General features: G+C 65.0%; 17 protein-coding genes. 4 read left to right on the top strand and 13 right to left on the bottom strand.

Annotated features, from left to right (window positions below):
• Both trpB and Q9316_RS18905 read right to left on the bottom strand, forming a co-directional pair.
• Entirely contained in the window at positions 1–1,251 is a 1,251-nt protein-coding gene (trpB, locus tag Q9316_RS18910; protein WP_371877936.1) for a tryptophan synthase subunit beta, read from the bottom strand.
• Positions 1,218–1,892: a phosphoribosylanthranilate isomerase gene (locus Q9316_RS18905; protein WP_306033103.1), complete on the bottom strand. Its 675-nt coding sequence runs from the start codon at positions 1,890–1,892 to the stop codon at positions 1,218–1,220. Before Q9316_RS18905 ends, trpB begins: the two co-directional genes overlap by 34 nt.
• Positions 1,893–2,022: 130 nt before the next feature.
• On the opposite strand from Q9316_RS18905, the gene Q9316_RS18900 reads away from it, so the two are divergent.
• Positions 2,023–2,220, top strand: a complete 198-nt coding sequence (locus tag Q9316_RS18900; protein WP_306033102.1) for a YqaE/Pmp3 family membrane protein — start codon at positions 2,023–2,025, stop codon at positions 2,218–2,220.
• Positions 2,221–2,229: 9 nt separating this feature from the next.
• Here Q9316_RS18900 and Q9316_RS18895 read toward each other — a convergent pair whose 3' ends face one another.
• From Q9316_RS18895 to Q9316_RS18855, 9 genes are all read right to left on the bottom strand, one after another.
• Entirely contained in the window at positions 2,230–2,991 is a 762-nt protein-coding gene (locus Q9316_RS18895; protein WP_306033101.1) for a M48 family metallopeptidase, read from the bottom strand.
• Positions 2,992–3,177: 186 nt separating this feature from the next.
• On the bottom strand, positions 3,178–3,612 hold the full coding sequence (locus tag Q9316_RS18890; RefSeq protein WP_306033100.1) for a DUF2852 domain-containing protein: 435 nt from the start codon (positions 3,610–3,612) through the stop codon (positions 3,178–3,180).
• Between the two features lie 128 nt (positions 3,613–3,740).
• Positions 3,741–5,030 (bottom strand): polyhydroxyalkanoate depolymerase, encoded by a 1,290-nt coding sequence (gene phaZ, locus Q9316_RS18885; RefSeq protein ID WP_306033099.1) that lies wholly within the window; start codon positions 5,028–5,030, stop codon positions 3,741–3,743.
• A 157-nt stretch (positions 5,031–5,187) separates the two neighbouring features.
• Entirely contained in the window at positions 5,188–6,219 is a 1,032-nt protein-coding gene (locus Q9316_RS18880; RefSeq protein ID WP_306033098.1) for a zinc-binding alcohol dehydrogenase family protein, read from the bottom strand.
• 1 nt (position 6,220) lies between these two features.
• Positions 6,221–7,195 carry an ABC transporter permease gene (locus Q9316_RS18875; RefSeq protein ID WP_306033097.1) on the bottom strand — a complete coding sequence of 325 codons (975 nt, stop codon included), beginning with the start codon at positions 7,193–7,195 and terminating at the stop codon, positions 6,221–6,223.
• A 27-nt stretch (positions 7,196–7,222) separates the two neighbouring features.
• Positions 7,223–8,776: a sugar ABC transporter ATP-binding protein gene (locus tag Q9316_RS18870; protein WP_306033096.1), complete on the bottom strand. Its 1,554-nt coding sequence runs from the start codon at positions 8,774–8,776 to the stop codon at positions 7,223–7,225.
• Positions 8,777–8,852: 76 nt separating this feature from the next.
• On the bottom strand, positions 8,853–9,839 hold the full coding sequence (locus Q9316_RS18865) for an ABC transporter substrate-binding protein (protein WP_306033095.1): 987 nt from the start codon (positions 9,837–9,839) through the stop codon (positions 8,853–8,855).
• Positions 9,840–9,983: 144 nt separating this feature from the next.
• On the bottom strand, positions 9,984–10,430 hold the full coding sequence (locus Q9316_RS18860; RefSeq protein ID WP_306033094.1) for an RbsD/FucU family protein: 447 nt from the start codon (positions 10,428–10,430) through the stop codon (positions 9,984–9,986).
• Positions 10,431–10,450: 20 nt separating this feature from the next.
• On the bottom strand, positions 10,451–11,470 hold the full coding sequence (locus tag Q9316_RS18855; RefSeq protein ID WP_306033093.1) for an aldo/keto reductase: 1,020 nt from the start codon (positions 11,468–11,470) through the stop codon (positions 10,451–10,453).
• A gap of 173 nt (positions 11,471–11,643) precedes the next feature.
• Here Q9316_RS18855 and Q9316_RS18850 point away from each other — a divergent pair, with 173 nt between their 5' ends.
• Positions 11,644–12,522: a GntR family transcriptional regulator gene (locus Q9316_RS18850; protein ID WP_306033092.1), complete on the top strand. Its 879-nt coding sequence runs from the start codon at positions 11,644–11,646 to the stop codon at positions 12,520–12,522.
• 10 nt (positions 12,523–12,532) lie between these two features.
• The gene (locus Q9316_RS18845; RefSeq protein ID WP_306033091.1) at positions 12,533–13,624 is read left to right on the top strand and encodes a mannitol dehydrogenase family protein; all 1,092 of its coding nucleotides are present in this window, start codon (positions 12,533–12,535) and stop codon (positions 13,622–13,624) included.
• On the opposite strand, the gene Q9316_RS18840 is transcribed toward Q9316_RS18845, so the two are convergent.
• Positions 13,618–14,415: an HpcH/HpaI aldolase family protein gene (locus Q9316_RS18840; protein ID WP_306033090.1), complete on the bottom strand. Its 798-nt coding sequence runs from the start codon at positions 14,413–14,415 to the stop codon at positions 13,618–13,620. The two genes, Q9316_RS18845 and Q9316_RS18840, sit on opposite strands and share 7 nt — an antisense overlap.
• Positions 14,416–14,483: 68 nt before the next feature.
• Positions 14,484–15,935 carry an NADP-dependent succinate-semialdehyde dehydrogenase gene (gabD, locus tag Q9316_RS18835; protein ID WP_306033089.1) on the bottom strand — a complete coding sequence of 484 codons (1,452 nt, stop codon included), beginning with the start codon at positions 15,933–15,935 and terminating at the stop codon, positions 14,484–14,486.
• A gap of 158 nt (positions 15,936–16,093) precedes the next feature.
• Here gabD and Q9316_RS18830 point away from each other — a divergent pair, with 158 nt between their 5' ends.
• Positions 16,094–16,687 (top strand): nitroreductase family protein, encoded by a 594-nt coding sequence (locus tag Q9316_RS18830; protein ID WP_306033088.1) that lies wholly within the window; start codon positions 16,094–16,096, stop codon positions 16,685–16,687.
• Positions 16,688–16,729 lie beyond the last annotated feature (42 nt).

The raw sequence follows: 16,729 nt of genomic DNA, 5'->3' as shown, positions 1-16,729 counted from the left end.
TTAGAGCTCCATGCCGAGGATCTTGCCGACGGTGAAGATATCCTTGTCGCCGCGGCCGGAGAGGTTCATCAGGATGATCTGGTCCTTGCCCATCCTGGGTGCGCGCTTGATCACCTCGGCGACGGCATGGCTCGGCTCCAGCGCCGGGATGATGCCTTCGAGCCTCGTCAGGAGCTGGAAGGCCTCCAGCGCCTCGTCGTCCATGATCGGCACATATTCGGCGCGGCCGATCTCGTGCAGCCAGGCGTGTTCCGGGCCGATGCCGGGATAGTCGAGGCCGGCGGAGATCGAGTGGCCTTCCTTGATCTGGCCGTCGGCGTCCTGCAGGAGGTAGGTGCGGTTGCCGTGCAGCACGCCGGGGGAACCGGCGGTCAGCGAGGCGCAGTGCTCCTCGCCGTCGAGGCCCTTGCCGCCGGCTTCGACGCCGACGATCTGCACGCCCTTGTCGTCAAGGAACGGATGGAAGATGCCGATGGCGTTGGAGCCGCCGCCGACGGCGGCGATCACCATGTCCGGCAGGCGGCCTTCGGCGGCCAGCATCTGCTCGCGCGCTTCCGTGCCGATGACGGCCTGGAAGTCACGCACCAGCTCGGGATAGGGATGCGGGCCGGCGGCGGTGCCGATCAGGTAATAGGTGTCGTCGACATTGGTGACCCAGTCGCGCAGCGCCTCGTTCATGGCGTCCTTCAGCGTGCCGCTGCCGGCCGTGACTGGCTTTACCTCGGCACCGAGCAGCTTCATGCGGAAGACGTTCGGCGCCTGACGCTCGACATCCGTCGCGCCCATATAGACGACGCAGGGGAATCCGAAGCGGGCGGCGACCGTGGCCGAGGCCACGCCATGCTGGCCGGCGCCGGTTTCCGCGATGATGCGCGTCTTGCCCATGCGCTTGGCGAGCAGGATCTGGCCGATGCAGTTGTTGATCTTGTGCGAGCCGGTGTGGTTCAGCTCCTCGCGCTTGAAATAGATTTTCGCGCCGCCGAGATGCTGCGTCAGGCGCTCGGCATAATAGAGCGGGCTCGGGCGGCCGATATAGTGGGCGCCGAGGTCCTTGAGCTCCGCCTGGAAGGCGGGGTCGGTCTTCGCCTTGTTCCATTCTTCCTGGAGGTCGAGGATCAGCGGCATCAGGGTTTCGGCAACGAAACGACCGCCGAAGATGCCGAAGCGGCCGTCCTCGTCCGGACCCTCGCGGTACGAATTCAGGTTGGGTGACTGGTTCACTTGCCTCTCCCTCCGACGGCGGTCTCGCATTCCGCTTTCCGTGCCGCTTCAAAAAACGCTTCCATCAGGCCGAGATCCTTGACGCCCGGCGCGCTCTCGACCCCGGAACTGAGATCGATGCCCGGTGCGCCGGTCAGCCGGATGGCCTCGGCGAGGTTATCCTTGTTCAGTCCACCCGAAAGCATGTAATCGACGCCGCCGTCAAGCAGATGCATGAGCGTCCAGTCGAAGGTGACGCCGTTGCCGCCCGGCAGGTCCGAGCCTGCCGGCGGCTTGGCATCGAACAGGAACCGGTCGGCGATGCCGATATAGGGCTCGATCTTCTTGAAATCGTCCGCCTCGCGCACCGAAAAGGCCTTCATCACCGGCAGGCCGTAGACCGCCTTGAGGTTCAGCACCCGTTCCGGGCTCTCGCTGCCGTGCAGCTGCAGGATATCCGGCGCAAGCTGGTCGACGATCTCGTCGAGCAGGTCATTGTCGGCGTTCACGGTCACGGCGACGATCTTGGCGCGGCCGCGGGCGCAGTCGGCAAGCCGGCCGGCATCGGAGGGCTCGATGTTGCGCGGGCTTTTCGGAAAGAAGATGAAGCCGACATGGCTGGCGCCGAGGGATACGGCCTTGTCGACGGCCTCCCCGGTCTTCAATCCGCAGATCTTGATGTCGAGTGTCATGGCGCAGGGAGTCGCATGAATCCTGCGAAGAGTCGAGCCGAAAGACGGCACCGGTTCGCCCGCAAACGCCGGCCCTTGCATGGATGAACGGGAGGCCCATATGGAGGGTGGACCAAGACCGGAGACAACCATGCGGCTCATCATCGCCATCCTCCTGCCCTTCCTCGTGTTTTTCACCATCGGGCGGCCGATCGCGGGCATTATCTGCCTCATCCTGCAGATCACGCTGATCGGCTGGCTGCCGGCGGCGATCTGGGCCGTCTACGCGCTCGGGCAGTACAATACGGACAAGAAGATCCGCGACGCGCTGGCCGACAGGGGCCGCTAAAACGGAGCGTCAGCCGAAATCGACGGCGTGCAGCAGGCTGCCATTGCGCTTCAGCCAGCGCTTGGCGTCCTCCGTCGTCGGGCAGAGCTGCCCGCACAGCGTCCAGAAGGCCGGGCTGTGGTTCATCTCGCGCAGGTGCGCCACTTCGTGGGCCGCGAGATAATCGATCACGCCGGGCGGAGCCATGGCGATGCGCCAGGAGAAGCTGAGCGCGCCGTCCGCCGAGCAGGAGCCCCAGCGGCTACGGGTGTCGCGCAAGGTGAGGGACTTGACCTTCCTGCCGATGCGGCCGGCATGCACGGCGACGAGCCGTTCGAGCTCCAGCCGCGCCTCCTTCTTCAGGAAGTCGCTTATACGGCGGGGAATGCTCTCTTCCATGCCGCCGACGAGCAACACCGCCTCGTCATCGACAATGATCGCCTCCGTCAACCCGCGCAGCCGGCCAGTCGCCTCGATGCGGTGGGAGACGCCGCGGATCATGACATAGCCGCCGTGGGCCAGCTCGTTCGTCGAGCGGAACTTGGCGAGCTTCGTCATCAGCCAGCCCTGATGGCGATCGAGAAAATCGCGGATGTCGCGTTCGGGAATGCCGTTCGGCACGGTCATGCGCAGCGCCCGGCCACCGGGCTCTATGCGCAGCGTCAGGCGCGTGGCGCGCAGATCACGCTTGATGGTGAGCGGCAGCGCCCTGCCATTGACGTCCACCTCGCGCCGTTCCGGCGGGGGCGGAGCCTTAAGGGCCTTGCGGGGCTTGCGAGCCAAGGAAAACATGCTGTCCTTCATAGCCGATTCGGCCGCGACTGAAACGGCCCAACGAAAAACCGGCGCACGGGGCGCCGGTCGGATTTTAACGGGGGCCGGGCTCGACCCGACCATCCATGCCGCGGGTGGGGCGTGGATCCTCGGGTCAAGCCCGAGGATGACGGAGAGTGGGGCAACGGAATACCCCAAGCGTCCTTACGTCGCCGGGAAGCCCGGGACGTCGCCCTGGCCATTGGCGCGGCGTTCGCGCATGAAGCGGTCGAACTCCTCCTGGTCCTTGGCGCGGCGCAGTTCGCGGACGTAGCTGTCGAACTCCTCGCGCATCTCGTCGAGCTTGCGGCGCTCCTCGTCGAGGCGGGAGAGCTCGGCGTCACGCCAGTCGTCGAAGGCGACATTGCCGGTGGCGCTGCGGAAGGCGGAGCCGCGGCCGCCGCGGAACTTGCCCCGGCAGGAGGCGAACATGCCGTCCATGGTGTCGTTGGCGTCTTTTTTGAAGTTTTTCAGGCGGTCGCCGAAGATGATGTAGGCAAGCATGGCAAGGCCGAGCGGCCAGAACACCACGAAGCCGAGCACCATCAGGGCGATGGTCGCAGGCGTCCAGTCCGGACGGATCAGTGCTGACTGGTTCATGTGCAATCTTCCTCACGATCGGCGGAAACCACCAAGGTTTCCGGTGAATCCGATGTGGTTAGACCGCCCATCGCGTTCAAGACGATGCGTCGTGAATTCGGGCAAGTGCCTGAAAGGAGCCCGAAAAATCAGGCCCCGCCACCGGCCTTGCCGCCCTTGATGACGCGTGGCACCGGCTTTGCCTTCGCGGCCTTGCCGTGCTGGCCGATGAAGGACAGGATGCGCGGCGCGATCTCCTTGCGGAAGCGCGAGCCGTTGAAGACGCCGTAATGGCCGACATCCGGCTGCATGTAGTGCATGCGCATGTCATCCGGGATGTTGGTGCAGATGGTCTGCGCCGCCTTGGTCTGGCCGACGCCGGAGATGTCGTCGTTCTCGCCCTCGACGGTGAGCAGCGCCACCTTGCGGATCGCCGTCGTATCGACGGGACGCGCCCGGTGCATCATCTCGCCCTTCGGCAGCGCGTGCTTCATGAACACGGTTTCGACCGTCTGGAGATAGAACTCGGCGGTGAGATCCATCACGGCGAGGTATTCGTCGTAGAAATCGCGGTGCTTTTCCGCCGCGTCGCCGTCGTTCTTCACGAGATGGGCGAAGAATTCCTTATGGGCGACGACGTGGCGGTCGAGGTTCATCGACATGAAACCGGAAAGCTGCAGGAAGCCCGGATAGACCTGGCGCATAACGCCCGGCTGCGGCCACGGCACCGGCATGATGACATTGTCGCGGAACCACTCGAGCGGCTTTTCCTTGGCAAGCTGGTTGACGGCCGTCGGGTTGATGCGGGTATCGATCGGCCCGCCCATCAGCGTCATGGTGGAGGGCGACAGCGGGTCGTTGTCCGCCTCCATAACCGAAACGGCGGCGAGAACGGGCACGGCCGGCTGGCAGACGGCGATCACATGGGTATCCGGCCCCAGCGCGTGCAGCATCTGGATGACGTAGTCGATATAGTCGTCGAGATCGAAGCTGCCTTCCGATAGCGGCACCATGCGGGCGTCCACCCAATCGGTGATGTGCACTTCCGCATGAGGCAGCAGCGCCTCGACGGTGCCGCGCAGAAGCGTCGCATAGTGGCCGGACATCGGCGCGACGATGAGGATCTTCGGGTCCTTGCGGTGGCCGGCCGGCAGACAGCGTTCGAAATGGATGAGGTTGCAGAAGGGGCGCTTCCAGACGACCTTTTCATGGACGGAAACGTCCTGACCGTCGATGAGCGTGGTGGGAAGGCCGAATTCCGGTTTGCCGTAGCGCCGCGTCGTACGCTCCAGGACCTCGAAGCCCGCAGCCATGGTGCGACCGAAATAGGTATGCGCCAGGGGGTTGAGCGGATTGCGGAAGGCGATCCGCATCTGGTCCGCCACGGCGCGCCAGGGCGCCATCACCGCATGGTTGAGTTCGTAGAGCTGATAATACATAGACGCGTTATCCCATTTCCTCGGTGCGGGGCTCGCGCTGGCCGCACCGTCCTTCCCCGGTTTCCGCAGTGCGAAAAGACTAACAGGTTTTCGCTGCGTGGCAACAAGTCATGTCATCATCCTAACGCCGCGAACCTTTCGCGGGGATGAACGGGTTTCAGTCTTCTGCCGCGGTCGGGGAGACACGCACGATGGCCTTGATAAGGCCGGACTTTTCCCTTGCCCAGCGGGCAAGATCGACGGGGACACGGTCAAGCGTGGTGCGATGGGTGACGAGCGCTTCCACCGGAATTTGGCCGGTGCGGATGTTTTCCATGACATGCTCGAAGTCGATTAGCGTTGCATTGCGGCTACCGACCAGCATCATCTCGCGCTTGTGGAATTCCGGATCGGAAAAGCGGATCTCGTCCTTCACCACGCTGACCAGCACCAGCGCGCCGCCATGGGCGACATGGGCGAAGGCCGCCTCCATGGATTTTCCATGGCCGGTTGCATCGAAGACGACGTCGAAGCCGTCGCCGCCTGTTGCCTTGTCCACCTCGCCGGAGGCAGCGTCCCCCGCGACAATGCCGCTTTCAAAGCCGAAGCGTTCCGCAGCCATGGCGAGGCGTTCGGCAGACGTGTCCATCAGCGTCACCGCATGGCCGGCGATGCGGGAAAACAGCGCGGTGCCGAGGCCGATGGGGCCGGCACCGATGACGAGGGCGCGCGATCCTTCCGGTGCAAGGGAACGGCGGACCGCGTGGGCCCCGATCGCCAGGAACTCCACCGTCGCGGCCGCTTCCAGCGACAGGCCGTCAGCCGGGTAAAGATTGCCGGCCGGCATCAGGATCTCCTCGCACAAGGCGCCGTCGGTGTGCACGCCGAGCACGCGGATCGCCGTGCAACAGTTGGGCTTGGCCTTTCGGCAGGCGATGCAGGTGCCGCAGGAAATATAGGGATTCACAACGACGGGCGCGCCGGCCGAAAGCGCGCTCTTGCCCGGATCGACGACCGTCGCCGAGACCTCGTGGCCCATGATGCGGGGATAGTCGAGGAACGGGTGCTTGCCCTCGAAGATGTGGTAATCGGTGCCGCAGATGCCGACATGGCTGACGGCGAGCCGCACCCAGCCCTCCGGCATCCCGGTCGGGCTCTGCCTTTCGGCCATTTCGAGGCGGCCCGGCTCGCTACAGACGACGGCTTTCATCTCAGCGGCTTCCCCGGCGGCGCAGCTGGTCGAAATAGACGATGACGATGATCAGAAGGCCGGTGATGATGCGCTGCCAGAACGAGTTCACGTTGAGCAGGTTCGCGCCGTTGTTGATCGTCGCGAGGATGAAGGCGCCGAGCAACGGGCCGTGCACGGAGCCGACCGCGCCGAACAGGCTGGTGCCGCCGATGACCGAGGAGGCGATGGCCTGCAGCTCCCAGCCTTCCGCCTGCGTGGCATTGCCGATGCCGATGCGCGAGGCGAGCAGCAGGCCGACAAAGGCCGCGCAGGTGGCCGAGAGGATATAGGCAAGGTAGATCGTGCGATCGACATTGACGCCGGAAAGCCGCGCCGCCTCCTTGTTCGAGCCGACTGCGAAGAGATAGCGGCCGAAGCGGCTGAGATGCAGGAAGACGAAGGCCGGGATCGCCACCAGAACGACCATCCAGAACAGGCTCGGCACGCCAAGGAAGTCGGCGCGCGAGAAGTTCGTGAAGCCTTCGTGGCTGATCGAGATGGTCGAGCCGTTCGTCAGCAGCAGGCCGATGCCGCGCAGCGAGGTGAGCGTCGCCAGCGTGATGATGAAGGGCGGCAGGCCCATATGCACGATGCCGAAGCCGTGGAAGGCGCCGATGGCGACGCCGATCAGCAGCGTCAGCACGATGGCGAGCCAGAGCGGCACGCCCGCCTGCAGCAGCCAGGCGACGATGACGCTGGTGAAGCCGACGATGGCCCCGACGGACAGGTCGATGCCGGCCGTGATGATCACGAAGGTCTGGCCGACCGCTAGGATCGCCGTCATCGCGCCCTGGCGCAGCAGGTTGCTGATATTGTTCGGCGTCCAGAAGGCATGGGTCGCAAGGCCCAGCGCCAGCCAGAGCGCCAGGAGCAGCCCGAGCAGCGTCAGGCCGAGCAGGATGTTCGTGCCCTTCTTCGGCGCCGGTGCGCTTTCCGTCGTCGTCTCCACGCTCATGGTCTTCTCCTTCTTTCGCGCGGCTCTTCAGATGCCGATGGCCTGGGTCAGGACGTCTTCATGGCTTGCCGCCCGGTGGTCGTGGCTGGCGACGAGCCGTCCGCCGCGGAAGACGTGCAGCCGGTCGGCCAGCTCATAGACTTCCGGCAGGTAGGACGAGATGAGGATGATGCCGGCGCCGCCCTTCAGGAGCTCGCCGAACAGGCGGTAGATTTCCGCCTTGGTGCCGACATCGACGCCGACCGTCGGCTCATCGAAGATGAAGAGCCGTGCGCCATGGCTCAGCCACTTGCCGATGACGATCTTCTGCTGGTTGCCGCCGGACATGGCGGAGGCCAGCACCCGGCGCGACGGCGTCTTGATGCGGAGGTCGCGGATCTGCCGGTCGGCGTTTTTCGCCTCGTCGCCCTTGCGGATCACCAGGCCCGAACTCAGCCGCTCCAGGACCGGCAGGTTGATGTTGAGCCCGATGGGCAGGTTGAGGCAGAGGCCCTGGTCGCGGCGGCTTTCCGGCGCGAGCGCGATGCCGAGGCCCATCGCGGTGCGCTCATTGCGGATATCGACCTTCCTGCCGTCCCAGAAGATTTCGCCCGACGTCAGCGGCTGGCGGCCGTAGAGGCCGAGCGCGAATTCACTGCGGCCGGCGCCGATGAGGCCGTAGAGACCGACGATCTCGCCGGCGCGCACCGTCATCGAGACATCCGTGAAACCTGGCCCCGACAGGCCCCGCGTCTCCAGGATGACGGCGCCGGCCGGCACCTTTTCCTTGTGGTAGATCTGCTCGATCGAGCGGTTGATCATCAGCGCGATCAGCTCGTTCTCGTTTGTCGCGCCGATGAGGCGGGTGCCGACATGAGCGCCGTCGCGCAGGACCGAGACGCGGTCGGCCAGCTCGAAGACCTCTTCCATGCGGTGGCTGATATAGACGATGGTGACGCCCTGATCGCGTAGCCGGCGAATGAGCCGGAAGAGTTGGGCGGATTCCTGGCGCGTGAGGTAGGCGGTCGGCTCGTCGAAGATGAGGAAGCGGATGCCGCGCATGGCCGCCTTGGCCGTCGCGACGAGCTGCTGCTGGCCGATGGTGAGGCTGCCGAGCATCGCAGCGGCGGGAAGCTGGAAGCCGAGATCGTCAAGCACGGCCTGCGCGGCGCGCTGCATGGCGACCTTGCGCATCAGGCCGTAGCGGTTCATCTCGTCGCCGAGGAACATGTTCGCCGCCACCGAGAGATGCGGGCACAGCACGACCTCCTGGTGCACGGCGTTGATGCCGCGGGAAATCGCCTCGTTGGGCGTGGCGAGCTGGACCGGCTTGCCGCACCAGAACACCTCGCCGGCGGTGCGGCGGATGACGCCGGTCAGAAGCTTGATCAGGGTGGATTTGCCCGCGCCGTTCTCGCCGACGATGGCGTGGATCTCGCCGGCAAGGAAGGTGATCGTCGCCGGCTTCAGCGCCTCGACGAGGCCGTATTTCTTCTGGAGCCCGCGCAATTCGAGGATGGGCGCGCCGGGCGGCACCGCGTCGGATTCGGCAAGCTTCGCCTCGTCTTCATGCCGATGGCTCAGCGCTTCCAGGCTGCTCATCGTTCTGTCCTCCGTGGCTCAGGCGCAAAGCGTGCCGCCCGGATCATGCGGGTCCGGGCGGGTCATGGTCAAACGATCAGATTTTCGGGTTCAGCAGCGCGTCGATCTTCGGATCGGCCATGTTGTCCTTGGTCACGAGATTGGCGCCGGTATCGACGAAGGCCTCGACCTTTTCGCCCTTGGAGACCGCGAGCGCCGTCTTCACGCCGTCATAACCCATGCGGTACGGGTCCTGCACGACGAGACCGGCGAGCACGCCTTCCTTGAGGAAGCCGACGGTCTTCTCGTCGCTGTCGAAACCGATGACCTTGATCTTGTCGCCAAGCTTGTTCTCGGCGATCGCCTGGCCGACGCCCTGCGCCATGATGAGGTTGGAGGCGAAGACGCCGACAAGGTTGGGATTGGCGGTGATGAGGTCGGTCATCATGTTGAGGCCGGTGGTGGCCTGGCCGTCCGCATATTTGTCCGCGACCACCGTGAAGCCCGGATATTTCGTCTTGATCTGATCCAGGAAGCCTTCGCGGCGCTGGTCGAGTGAGCCGACGCCCGGCAGGCTGGTGATGATGGCGATCTCGCCCTCTTCCTTGCCGGTCGCCGCCTTGATGGCGGCGGCAAGGCCGTCGGCCGCGATGCGGCCGCCCTGCACGTTGTCGGTCGTCAGGAACGAGGTGAAGGCCTTGGAATCGGCCGCCGAGTCGATGCCGATGATCGGCACGGACTTGGCCGCTTCGTCGACCGGCTTGCCGAGCGCCTTGAACTCCGTCGGCGAGATGACGACGGCGGCCGGGCTGCCGGCAACGGCGTTTTCGAGAATGCTGATCTGGCCGTTGATGTCGGATTCCGACTGCGCGCCGAGTTCCGGCACGTTGACGCCGAGATCCTTGCCGGCGGCGCGCGCGCCGGCCAGAACGATCTGCCAGTAGAAGGACGTCGTGTCCTTGACGATGATGGGGATGGTGACGTCCTGCGCGAGGGACGCGCCGGGGGTCATGGTGGCGAGGACGGCGGCACAGCCAAGCGCCGTGAAGGCGCGGCGAGACAGAAGCGATCTTACAATGCTCATCTGGATTCTCCTCTCTGGTGCTCCCTGTCCTCCTTGCCGGATCGTGCCGCAGGAAGCGGACGGGACGATCCTTATCGATAAAAGACATTCAATGCGGCAAGCTTCGTGCGGCCCTGCCAAAGGGCGGGCGTTGACGGCCGGATGCTAGGCCCGGAAGACCTCATGCGGGTGCAGCACACCCTTCTTCAAGACAAGATTGCCATAGAGGCGGAATTCGGTGGTTGCGACGATGCAGGCGGCCTTCCTGGCCATTTCGTAAAAGGCGAAGCGTTCGACCGCGTGGACCGTGAAATCGCCGGCCAGACGATGAACAAGCGCCTGGAAGGTCACGCAGATCTTCGGCACCGCCGCGGGATCTCCGACGACTTCCATGCGCCAGGCGGCTTGCGGCACGAAGGTATCGAGTGGCATATGCGAAAGGATCGCCTCGGCCATCGAGACCGCATCCACGCCGTCCGCCCGGATGACCTTCGGGCCGAGGAGGCCCGCCGGAAAATTGGCGTCCGCGATGACGATGTCGTCGCCATGACCCATGGTCCGCATCGCATGCAGGAGATCGGGACCGAGCAGGGGATGAATGCCTTTCAACATGGTCCGATCCTTTCCGGCCGCTATTGCCTGACGGCGTCAAGCCCGAGCGCTGGCGCCACCAGCGTATAGGGCTCAAAAGCCGGATAAATATCGTTCGGCAGCGCCATCCGGGCGAGCGCCATGTTGCGGCGCAGGCTCTCCGGCCGCGCCGTTCCCAGCAGCACCGAGGCGACGGCGGGATGCTGCAGCGGGAAGTGCAGAGCGGGCGCCGCCAGCGGCACGCCGTTCCTTTCCGCTATCTCCATCATCGCACCGACCTTGCCGGCGACCTCCGGCGTTGCAGGCATGTAGTCGAAATGCGAGCCCTCGACCGGCCCGGTCGCAAGGATGCCCGAATTGAAGACGCCGCCGACGACCAGCGACGTGCCCTTCGTCTCGCAAAGCGGCAGCAGTTCCTTCACGGCGGAGCGATCCAGCAGCGTGTAGCGGCCGGCAAGCAGGATGCAGTCGATGTCGGCCTCGCGCATCACGTCAAGGCAGACCGGCACCTCGTTCACGCCGAGCCCGTAAGCCTTGATCGTGCCTGACGACTTGAGTTCGGCAAGCGCCTTCAAGCCGGATTCGAACAATTGGCGGAGGTAGACGGCATTGCGCTCCGCACCATGGGTGTAGACGCCGATATCGTGCACATAGAGGATGTCGATCCGGTTCAGCCCGAGCCGGGCATAGCTCTGCTCGACGCAGCGCATGATGCCGTCATAGCTGTAGTCGTAGCGGGCATCGAAGGGCAGCGGATCGACGAAGCCGTAATCGGGAACCTTGTCGTCGGGCACCGGCATCATCACCCGCCCGACCTTCGTGGACAGCACATAGCTGCCCTTCGGCCTGTCACCCAGGAAATCGCCGACCGTGCGCTCCGCCCGGCCGAAACCGTACCAGGGCGCGGTGTCGAAGTAGCGCAGGCCCTCGTCCCAGGCGGCCTGAAGCGTCGCCATGGCGACATCGCGCGGGCAGGCCCGGTAGAGGCCGCCGAGCGGGGCCGTGCCGAAACTGTACTCGGTCACGGCGAGGTCCGTCCTGCCGATCGTCCGCGTCTTCATCGCTCCTCCGCGCCTGACTTCCTCGCGCTCCCAATTTGTCTTTTATCGACAATAGACAGATCGGCGTCAATGGCTATTATGCAAAAAGGTGGAAGCGGGCATGCGGCCGGTTGGCTGGTCATTTACCCGGCCAGACCGTAAGGCACCGCGAAACACAACAACCGGCGGTATTCATGGCCAAGCAAAACACCGTCTTCAAGGACGCCTTCAATCGCTGCGTCAAGCTGCTGGAGCAGACGGCGAGCCTGCCGTCCGAGCCGGAACTCGGCGCGACGCTCGGCGTCAGCCGCACCACCGTGCGGGCGATCCTGACCCGGCTCGAGGACGTCGGGCTGATCGCCTGGGAGAAGCGGCGCAAGATCGTGCTGCGCCAGCCCGTCGCCGCCGACTACTTTCCGACGGAGGAGACGGATTCGCTCTCCGAGATCATCGAACGCAGCTTCATGCGCCGGATTCTCGACGGCGGCGCCCAGCCGGGCATGCAGATCAACGAGCTGGAGCTCGCCCGCGAGATCGGCATCGGCACGACGAGCGTGCGCGAATTCCTGATCCGCTTCAGCCGCTTCGGGCTCATCGAGAAGCGGCCGAACAGCCATTGGGTGCTGAAGGGTTTCACGCGCGAGTTCGCGCTGGAACTGACGGAGGTGCGCGAAATGTTCGAGCTGCGCTCGGCCGCCGCCTTCGCGCATCTGCCGGAGGATCATCCGGCCTGGCGGGAACTCGACGCGATCGAGGCGGTGCACCACGCCATTCTTGCCGATATCGACAATCGTTACCTGGATTTCTCCGAACTGGACGAACGCTTTCACCTGCTGGTGCACCGCGCCTCGAAGAACCGCTTCATCGTGGATTTCTACGACGTCATCGCCATCGTCTTCCACTATCACTACCAGTGGAACAAGACGAATGCGCGCGCACGCAACGCGCGGGCGCTGGAAGAGCATCTCGCCTATATCGCGGCGCTGCGTTCCCGTGACCGGGACGAAATCGAACATGCCTGCCGGCAGCACCTGAAATCCGCCCGCGAAACCCTGCTGCAATCCATCAACTGACGAGGACGCCATGGCGACGCCCATCCTGCAATTCGGAACCAGCCGCTTCCTGCAGGCCCATGCGGACCTTTTCGTCAGCGAGGCGCTGGAACGGGGCGAGGCGCTCGGCCGCATCACCATCATCCAGACCACCGGGTCGCCGGAACGCGCCGGCCGGCTGGCCGCCTTCGCGGTCCCCGGCGGCTATCCGGTGATCATCCGCGGTCGCCAGGATGGCCGGGATATCGAGCGGGAGCAAAAGATCACCAGTGTCGCGCGCGCACTTTCCACGGCAACCGACTGGGACGCGGTGAAACGGGTTTTCAGCGAGGAGGCCGAAGTCGTCCTGTCGAATACGGGCGATACCGGCTACAAGGTGGAAACGGGTGATTGCGCCGGTCCGGTGCCGGCGTCCTTTCCCGGCAAGCTGCTTGCGCTTCTCCACGATCGATTTCAGGCGAACCGCCGCGGGCTGACCGTGCTGCCCTGCGAACTCGTTTCGCGGAACGGCGAGGTCTTGAAGAAACTGATCCTCGACCTTCAGGCCGATCGTTACCCGGAGTCTGACTTCAGGGATTGGCTGTCAAGGGATGTGGTCTGGGCAAACACATTGGTGGACCGGATCGTTTCCGAACCCATCGAACCGGCCGGCGCAGTGGCGGAACCCTATGCGCTCTGGGCGATCGAACAGCAGCCGGGCCTGACGATGCCGTGCAGGCACCCGGCCATTCTCCTTGTCGATGACCTGACGCCCTATGAGAAGCTCAAGCTGCATATCCTCAATCTCGGCCATACGGTGCTGGCGGATATCTGGATGAAGGAGAACCGGCCGGCGAGCGAGACGGTGAAGGCGATGTTGCGTGACGGCGACGTCCGGCAGCGGCTGCTTTCGATCTATCGCGACGAGGTCGTTCCCGGTTTTGCGGCTAAAGGTTTGGCGAAAGAGGCTGAAGCCTATGTCGCCGCAACGCTTGAGCGCTTCGACAATCCTTTCCTCGAGCATCGCCTGCGCGACATCGCCAACCATCACGCCGAAAAGCTGGTTCGCCGCATCGTGGACTTCCACGCATGGACGCCGGACGTGCCGATGCCGGTGCTTCTGGATATCGCCAGCGGTCAGTAACCGCCACCGCTTTTCGCCATCTCTTCGCCAAGGAAGCGGCGGCGCAGATTGTCCACCGCCGATACGAGGCAGTTGACGTCGGTGCCGATCGCCATGAAGTCCGCGCCGAGATCGCGGTAGACCTCGGCCTGCGGCAGCGAGACGGTCATGATGCCGCGAGCCTTGCCGTGCGCCCTTGTGCGCTCGAAGATGTGGGTGACGGCTTCCAGAACCTCCGGCGCGCCGGGATTGCCGAGATGGCCCATGTCGGCGGCGAGGTCCGACGGGCCGATGAAGATACCGTCGACGCCCTCGACGGCGGCGATCTCGTCGACCGCCGCAAGGCCCGCCCGGTTCTCCACCTGCACGATCAGGCAGATTTCGTCATTGGCGGTCGTGATGTAATCAGGCGTGCGGTTGAAATCGCTCGCCCGGCCGAGGCCGGCACCCACGCCGCGGATGCCGTGCGGCGGATAGCGCAGGGCGCGCACCAGCGCCTGCGCCTCTGCCGCCGATTGGACCATCGGGATCAGGAAGGTCTGGGCGCCCTGGTCGAGCAGCTGCTTGAGAATCCAGGCCTCGCCCATCGGCGGGCGCACCATGGCATGGGTTTGCGAATGGCGCAGCGCCCCGATCTGCGCGCTGATCAGCGGCATATCGTTCGGGCCGTGCTCGCCGTCGATCAGCAGCCAGTCATAGCCGCTGGTGGAGAGGATTTCCGTCGCATAGGCACTACCGAGCGCCGCCCACAGGCCGAGCTGGAAACGGCCCTCGCGAAGTGCGGCCTTGAAGGTGTTTTTCGGTGCTGCCACGATCTTTCCTCTTCCGCAAAAAGACATCCGGCCGGACGATGCCGGCCGGATCTTATGAGTCACTGCGCTCAGGCGATGCCGCCGAGGCAGACATATTTGATCTCGGTGAATTCCTCGATGCCGTAGCGCGAGCCCTCGCGGCCGAGGCCGGAGAGTTTTACGCCGCCGAAGGGTGCTTCAGCCGTCGAGATGAGACCCGTATTGACGCCGACCATGCCGTATTCCAGCGCCTCGGCGACGCGGAAGACCCGCGACAGCTCCTTGGCGTAGAAATAGGAGGCAAGACCGAACTCCGTGTCGTTGGCCTGGGCGATGACGTCGTCCTCGTCCTTGAAGCGGAAGAGCGGGGCGACGGGGCCGAACGTCTCTTCCCGGGCGACGGCCATGTCGGGCGTGACGTCGGCAATAACGGTCGCCTCGTAGAAGGTGCCGCCGAGCGCATGGCGCTTTCCGCCCTGTACGACGCGGCCACCTTTTTTCAGCGCGTCGGAAACGTGCTCCTCCACCTTTTCCAGCGCCGCCGTGTCGATCAGCGGGCCGAGGATGACGCCTTCGTCGAACCCGTTGCCGGTCTTCAGCTTGCCGACGGCGGCGGCGAGCTTTTCCGAGAAGGCGTCATAGACGCCTTCCTGCACGTAGAGCCGGTTGGCGCACACGCAGGTCTGGCCGTTGTTGCGGAACTTCGCGATCAGCGCGCCTTCGACGGCGGCGTCGAGATCTGCATCGTCGAAGACGATGAAGGGCGCATTGCCGCCCAGCTCCAGACCGAGCTTCTTGATGGTCGGCGCGCACTGCTTGTAGAGCTCGGCGCCGATTTCCGTCGAGCCGGTGAAGGTGAGCTTGCGCACGGTCGGGTTGGCGGTCATTTCCGCGCCGATCTCGCGGGCCGAGCCGGTGATGACCGAGAAGAGGCCGGCGGGCAGGCCGGCTCGCTCGGCGAGGATGGCTATGGCGATCGCCGAGAAGGGCGTCTGCGAGGCGGGCTTCAGCACCATGGCGCAACCGGCGGCGAAGGCGGGGCCGGCCTTGCGGGTGATCATGGCGTTGGGGAAGTTCCAGGGCGTGATGGCCGCGACGACGCCGATCGGCTGCTTCATCACGAGGATGCGCTTGTCCTTCTGGTGGCCGGGCACGATGTCGCCGTAGAGGCGGCGGGCTTCTTCGGCGAACCATTCGACAAAGCTGGCGCCGTAGACGATCTCGCCGGTGGCTTCGGCCAGCGGCTTGCCCTGTTCCATGGTCAGGATGCGGCCGAGATCGTCCTTGTTCTCGATCATCAGCTCGAACCACTTGCGCAGCACGGCCGAGCGTTCCTTGGCGGTGCGGGCGGCCCAGCCCTTCTGGGCCTCGGCGGCCGCATCGATCGCTTCCCTGGTTTCCTTGGCGCCGAGCTTCGGGACATGGCCGACGAGCTCGCCCGTCGCCGGGTTCTTCACGGCAATGCCGCTGGCGTCAGCTTCGATCCAGCGCGTGCCGACAAGGGCTGCCTGGCGGAGCAGGCTCGGGTCTTTGAGGCTCATCGATATCTCCCATTTTCGCGATGCCGTGTGATGTGTCGCAAGGGTTATATTGCGTCAGCCACCCGTTCGACAATGCGACAGAGCGGCGATTTTACCGCTTCGCCGCGCGGGCCGGCGGGTCTAAGGTCGCCGCGCAGACATGACATGCGAGGCTTGCAATGACCCACCCCACCGGCCGCTCGGCGGACCACGCCATCGACCCCATTTTCCTCGACCGCTGGTCGCCCCGCGCCTTCACCGGCGAGGCGATGCCGCAGGACACGCTGCTGTCGCTGTTCGAAGCGGCGCGCTGGGCGCCCTCGGCCGGCAACGGCCAGCCCTGGCGCTTCATCTACGGCCATCGCGGCACTGTGGCCTTCGACACGATCTACAACACGCTGGACGAGGGCAACCGCCGCTGGGCCGACAAGGCTTCCGTACTTGCCGTCATCGTCTCGCAGACCCACCGCAAAAACGCCGACGGCGAGATGCGGCCCATCTATACCCACGCCTTCGATACCGGCGCGGCCTGGGCCTATCTTGCCCTGCAGGCGACGCGTGCCGGCTACCACGCCCACGGCATGGGCGGCATCGATCGCGCGAAGGCGATGGAAGTCCTCGGCATTCCCGACGGGTTTCGCGTCGAGGCCGGTCTTGCCATCGGCAAGATCGCGCCGAAGGAGACGCTGCCGGAAGACCTCATGAAGCGCGAGGTGCCGAGCACGCGCAAGCCGGTGGACGAGTTCATCTCGGAGGGGCGGTTCGTCTCCTGACGACCCCTGAAACCAAAGAGCCGCCTTTCGGCGGCTCTCTTC

It is taken from the genome of Shinella zoogloeoides, assembly GCF_030733845.1.
GTDB classification, from domain to species: domain Bacteria; phylum Pseudomonadota; class Alphaproteobacteria; order Rhizobiales; family Rhizobiaceae; genus Shinella; species Shinella zoogloeoides_C.
The sequence above is the reverse complement of the archived record's forward strand: the minus strand, read 5'-3'. Positions and strand labels throughout refer to the sequence as shown.

Coding starts and splice junctions, on each gene's coding strand:
- Q9316_RS18875 (WP_306033097.1), bottom strand. CDS start 7,195: ATGAGCGTGGAGACGACGACGGAAAGCGCACCGGCGCCGAAGAAGGGC.
- Q9316_RS18850 (WP_306033092.1), top strand. CDS start 11,644: ATGGCCAAGCAAAACACCGTCTTCAAGGACGCCTTCAATCGCTGCGTC.
- Q9316_RS18880 (WP_306033098.1), bottom strand. CDS start 6,219: ATGAAAGCCGTCGTCTGTAGCGAGCCGGGCCGCCTCGAAATGGCCGAA.
- Q9316_RS18865 (WP_306033095.1), bottom strand. CDS start 9,839: ATGAGCATTGTAAGATCGCTTCTGTCTCGCCGCGCCTTCACGGCGCTT.
- Q9316_RS18905 (WP_306033103.1), bottom strand. CDS start 1,892: ATGACACTCGACATCAAGATCTGCGGATTGAAGACCGGGGAGGCCGTC.
- Q9316_RS18830 (WP_306033088.1), top strand. CDS start 16,094: ATGACCCACCCCACCGGCCGCTCGGCGGACCACGCCATCGACCCCATT.
- Q9316_RS18890 (WP_306033100.1), bottom strand. CDS start 3,612: ATGAACCAGTCAGCACTGATCCGTCCGGACTGGACGCCTGCGACCATC.
- Q9316_RS18900 (WP_306033102.1), top strand. CDS start 2,023: ATGCGGCTCATCATCGCCATCCTCCTGCCCTTCCTCGTGTTTTTCACC.
- Q9316_RS18870 (WP_306033096.1), bottom strand. CDS start 8,776: ATGAGCAGCCTGGAAGCGCTGAGCCATCGGCATGAAGACGAGGCGAAG.
- phaZ (WP_306033099.1), bottom strand. CDS start 5,030: ATGTATTATCAGCTCTACGAACTCAACCATGCGGTGATGGCGCCCTGG.
- Q9316_RS18845 (WP_306033091.1), top strand. CDS start 12,533: ATGGCGACGCCCATCCTGCAATTCGGAACCAGCCGCTTCCTGCAGGCC.
- Q9316_RS18860 (WP_306033094.1), bottom strand. CDS start 10,430: ATGTTGAAAGGCATTCATCCCCTGCTCGGTCCCGATCTCCTGCATGCG.
- trpB (WP_371877936.1), bottom strand. CDS start 1,251: ATGCGAGACCGCCGTCGGAGGGAGAGGCAAGTGAACCAGTCACCCAAC.
- gabD (WP_306033089.1), bottom strand. CDS start 15,935: ATGAGCCTCAAAGACCCGAGCCTGCTCCGCCAGGCAGCCCTTGTCGGC.
- Q9316_RS18895 (WP_306033101.1), bottom strand. CDS start 2,991: ATGTTTTCCTTGGCTCGCAAGCCCCGCAAGGCCCTTAAGGCTCCGCCC.
- Q9316_RS18855 (WP_306033093.1), bottom strand. CDS start 11,470: ATGAAGACGCGGACGATCGGCAGGACGGACCTCGCCGTGACCGAGTAC.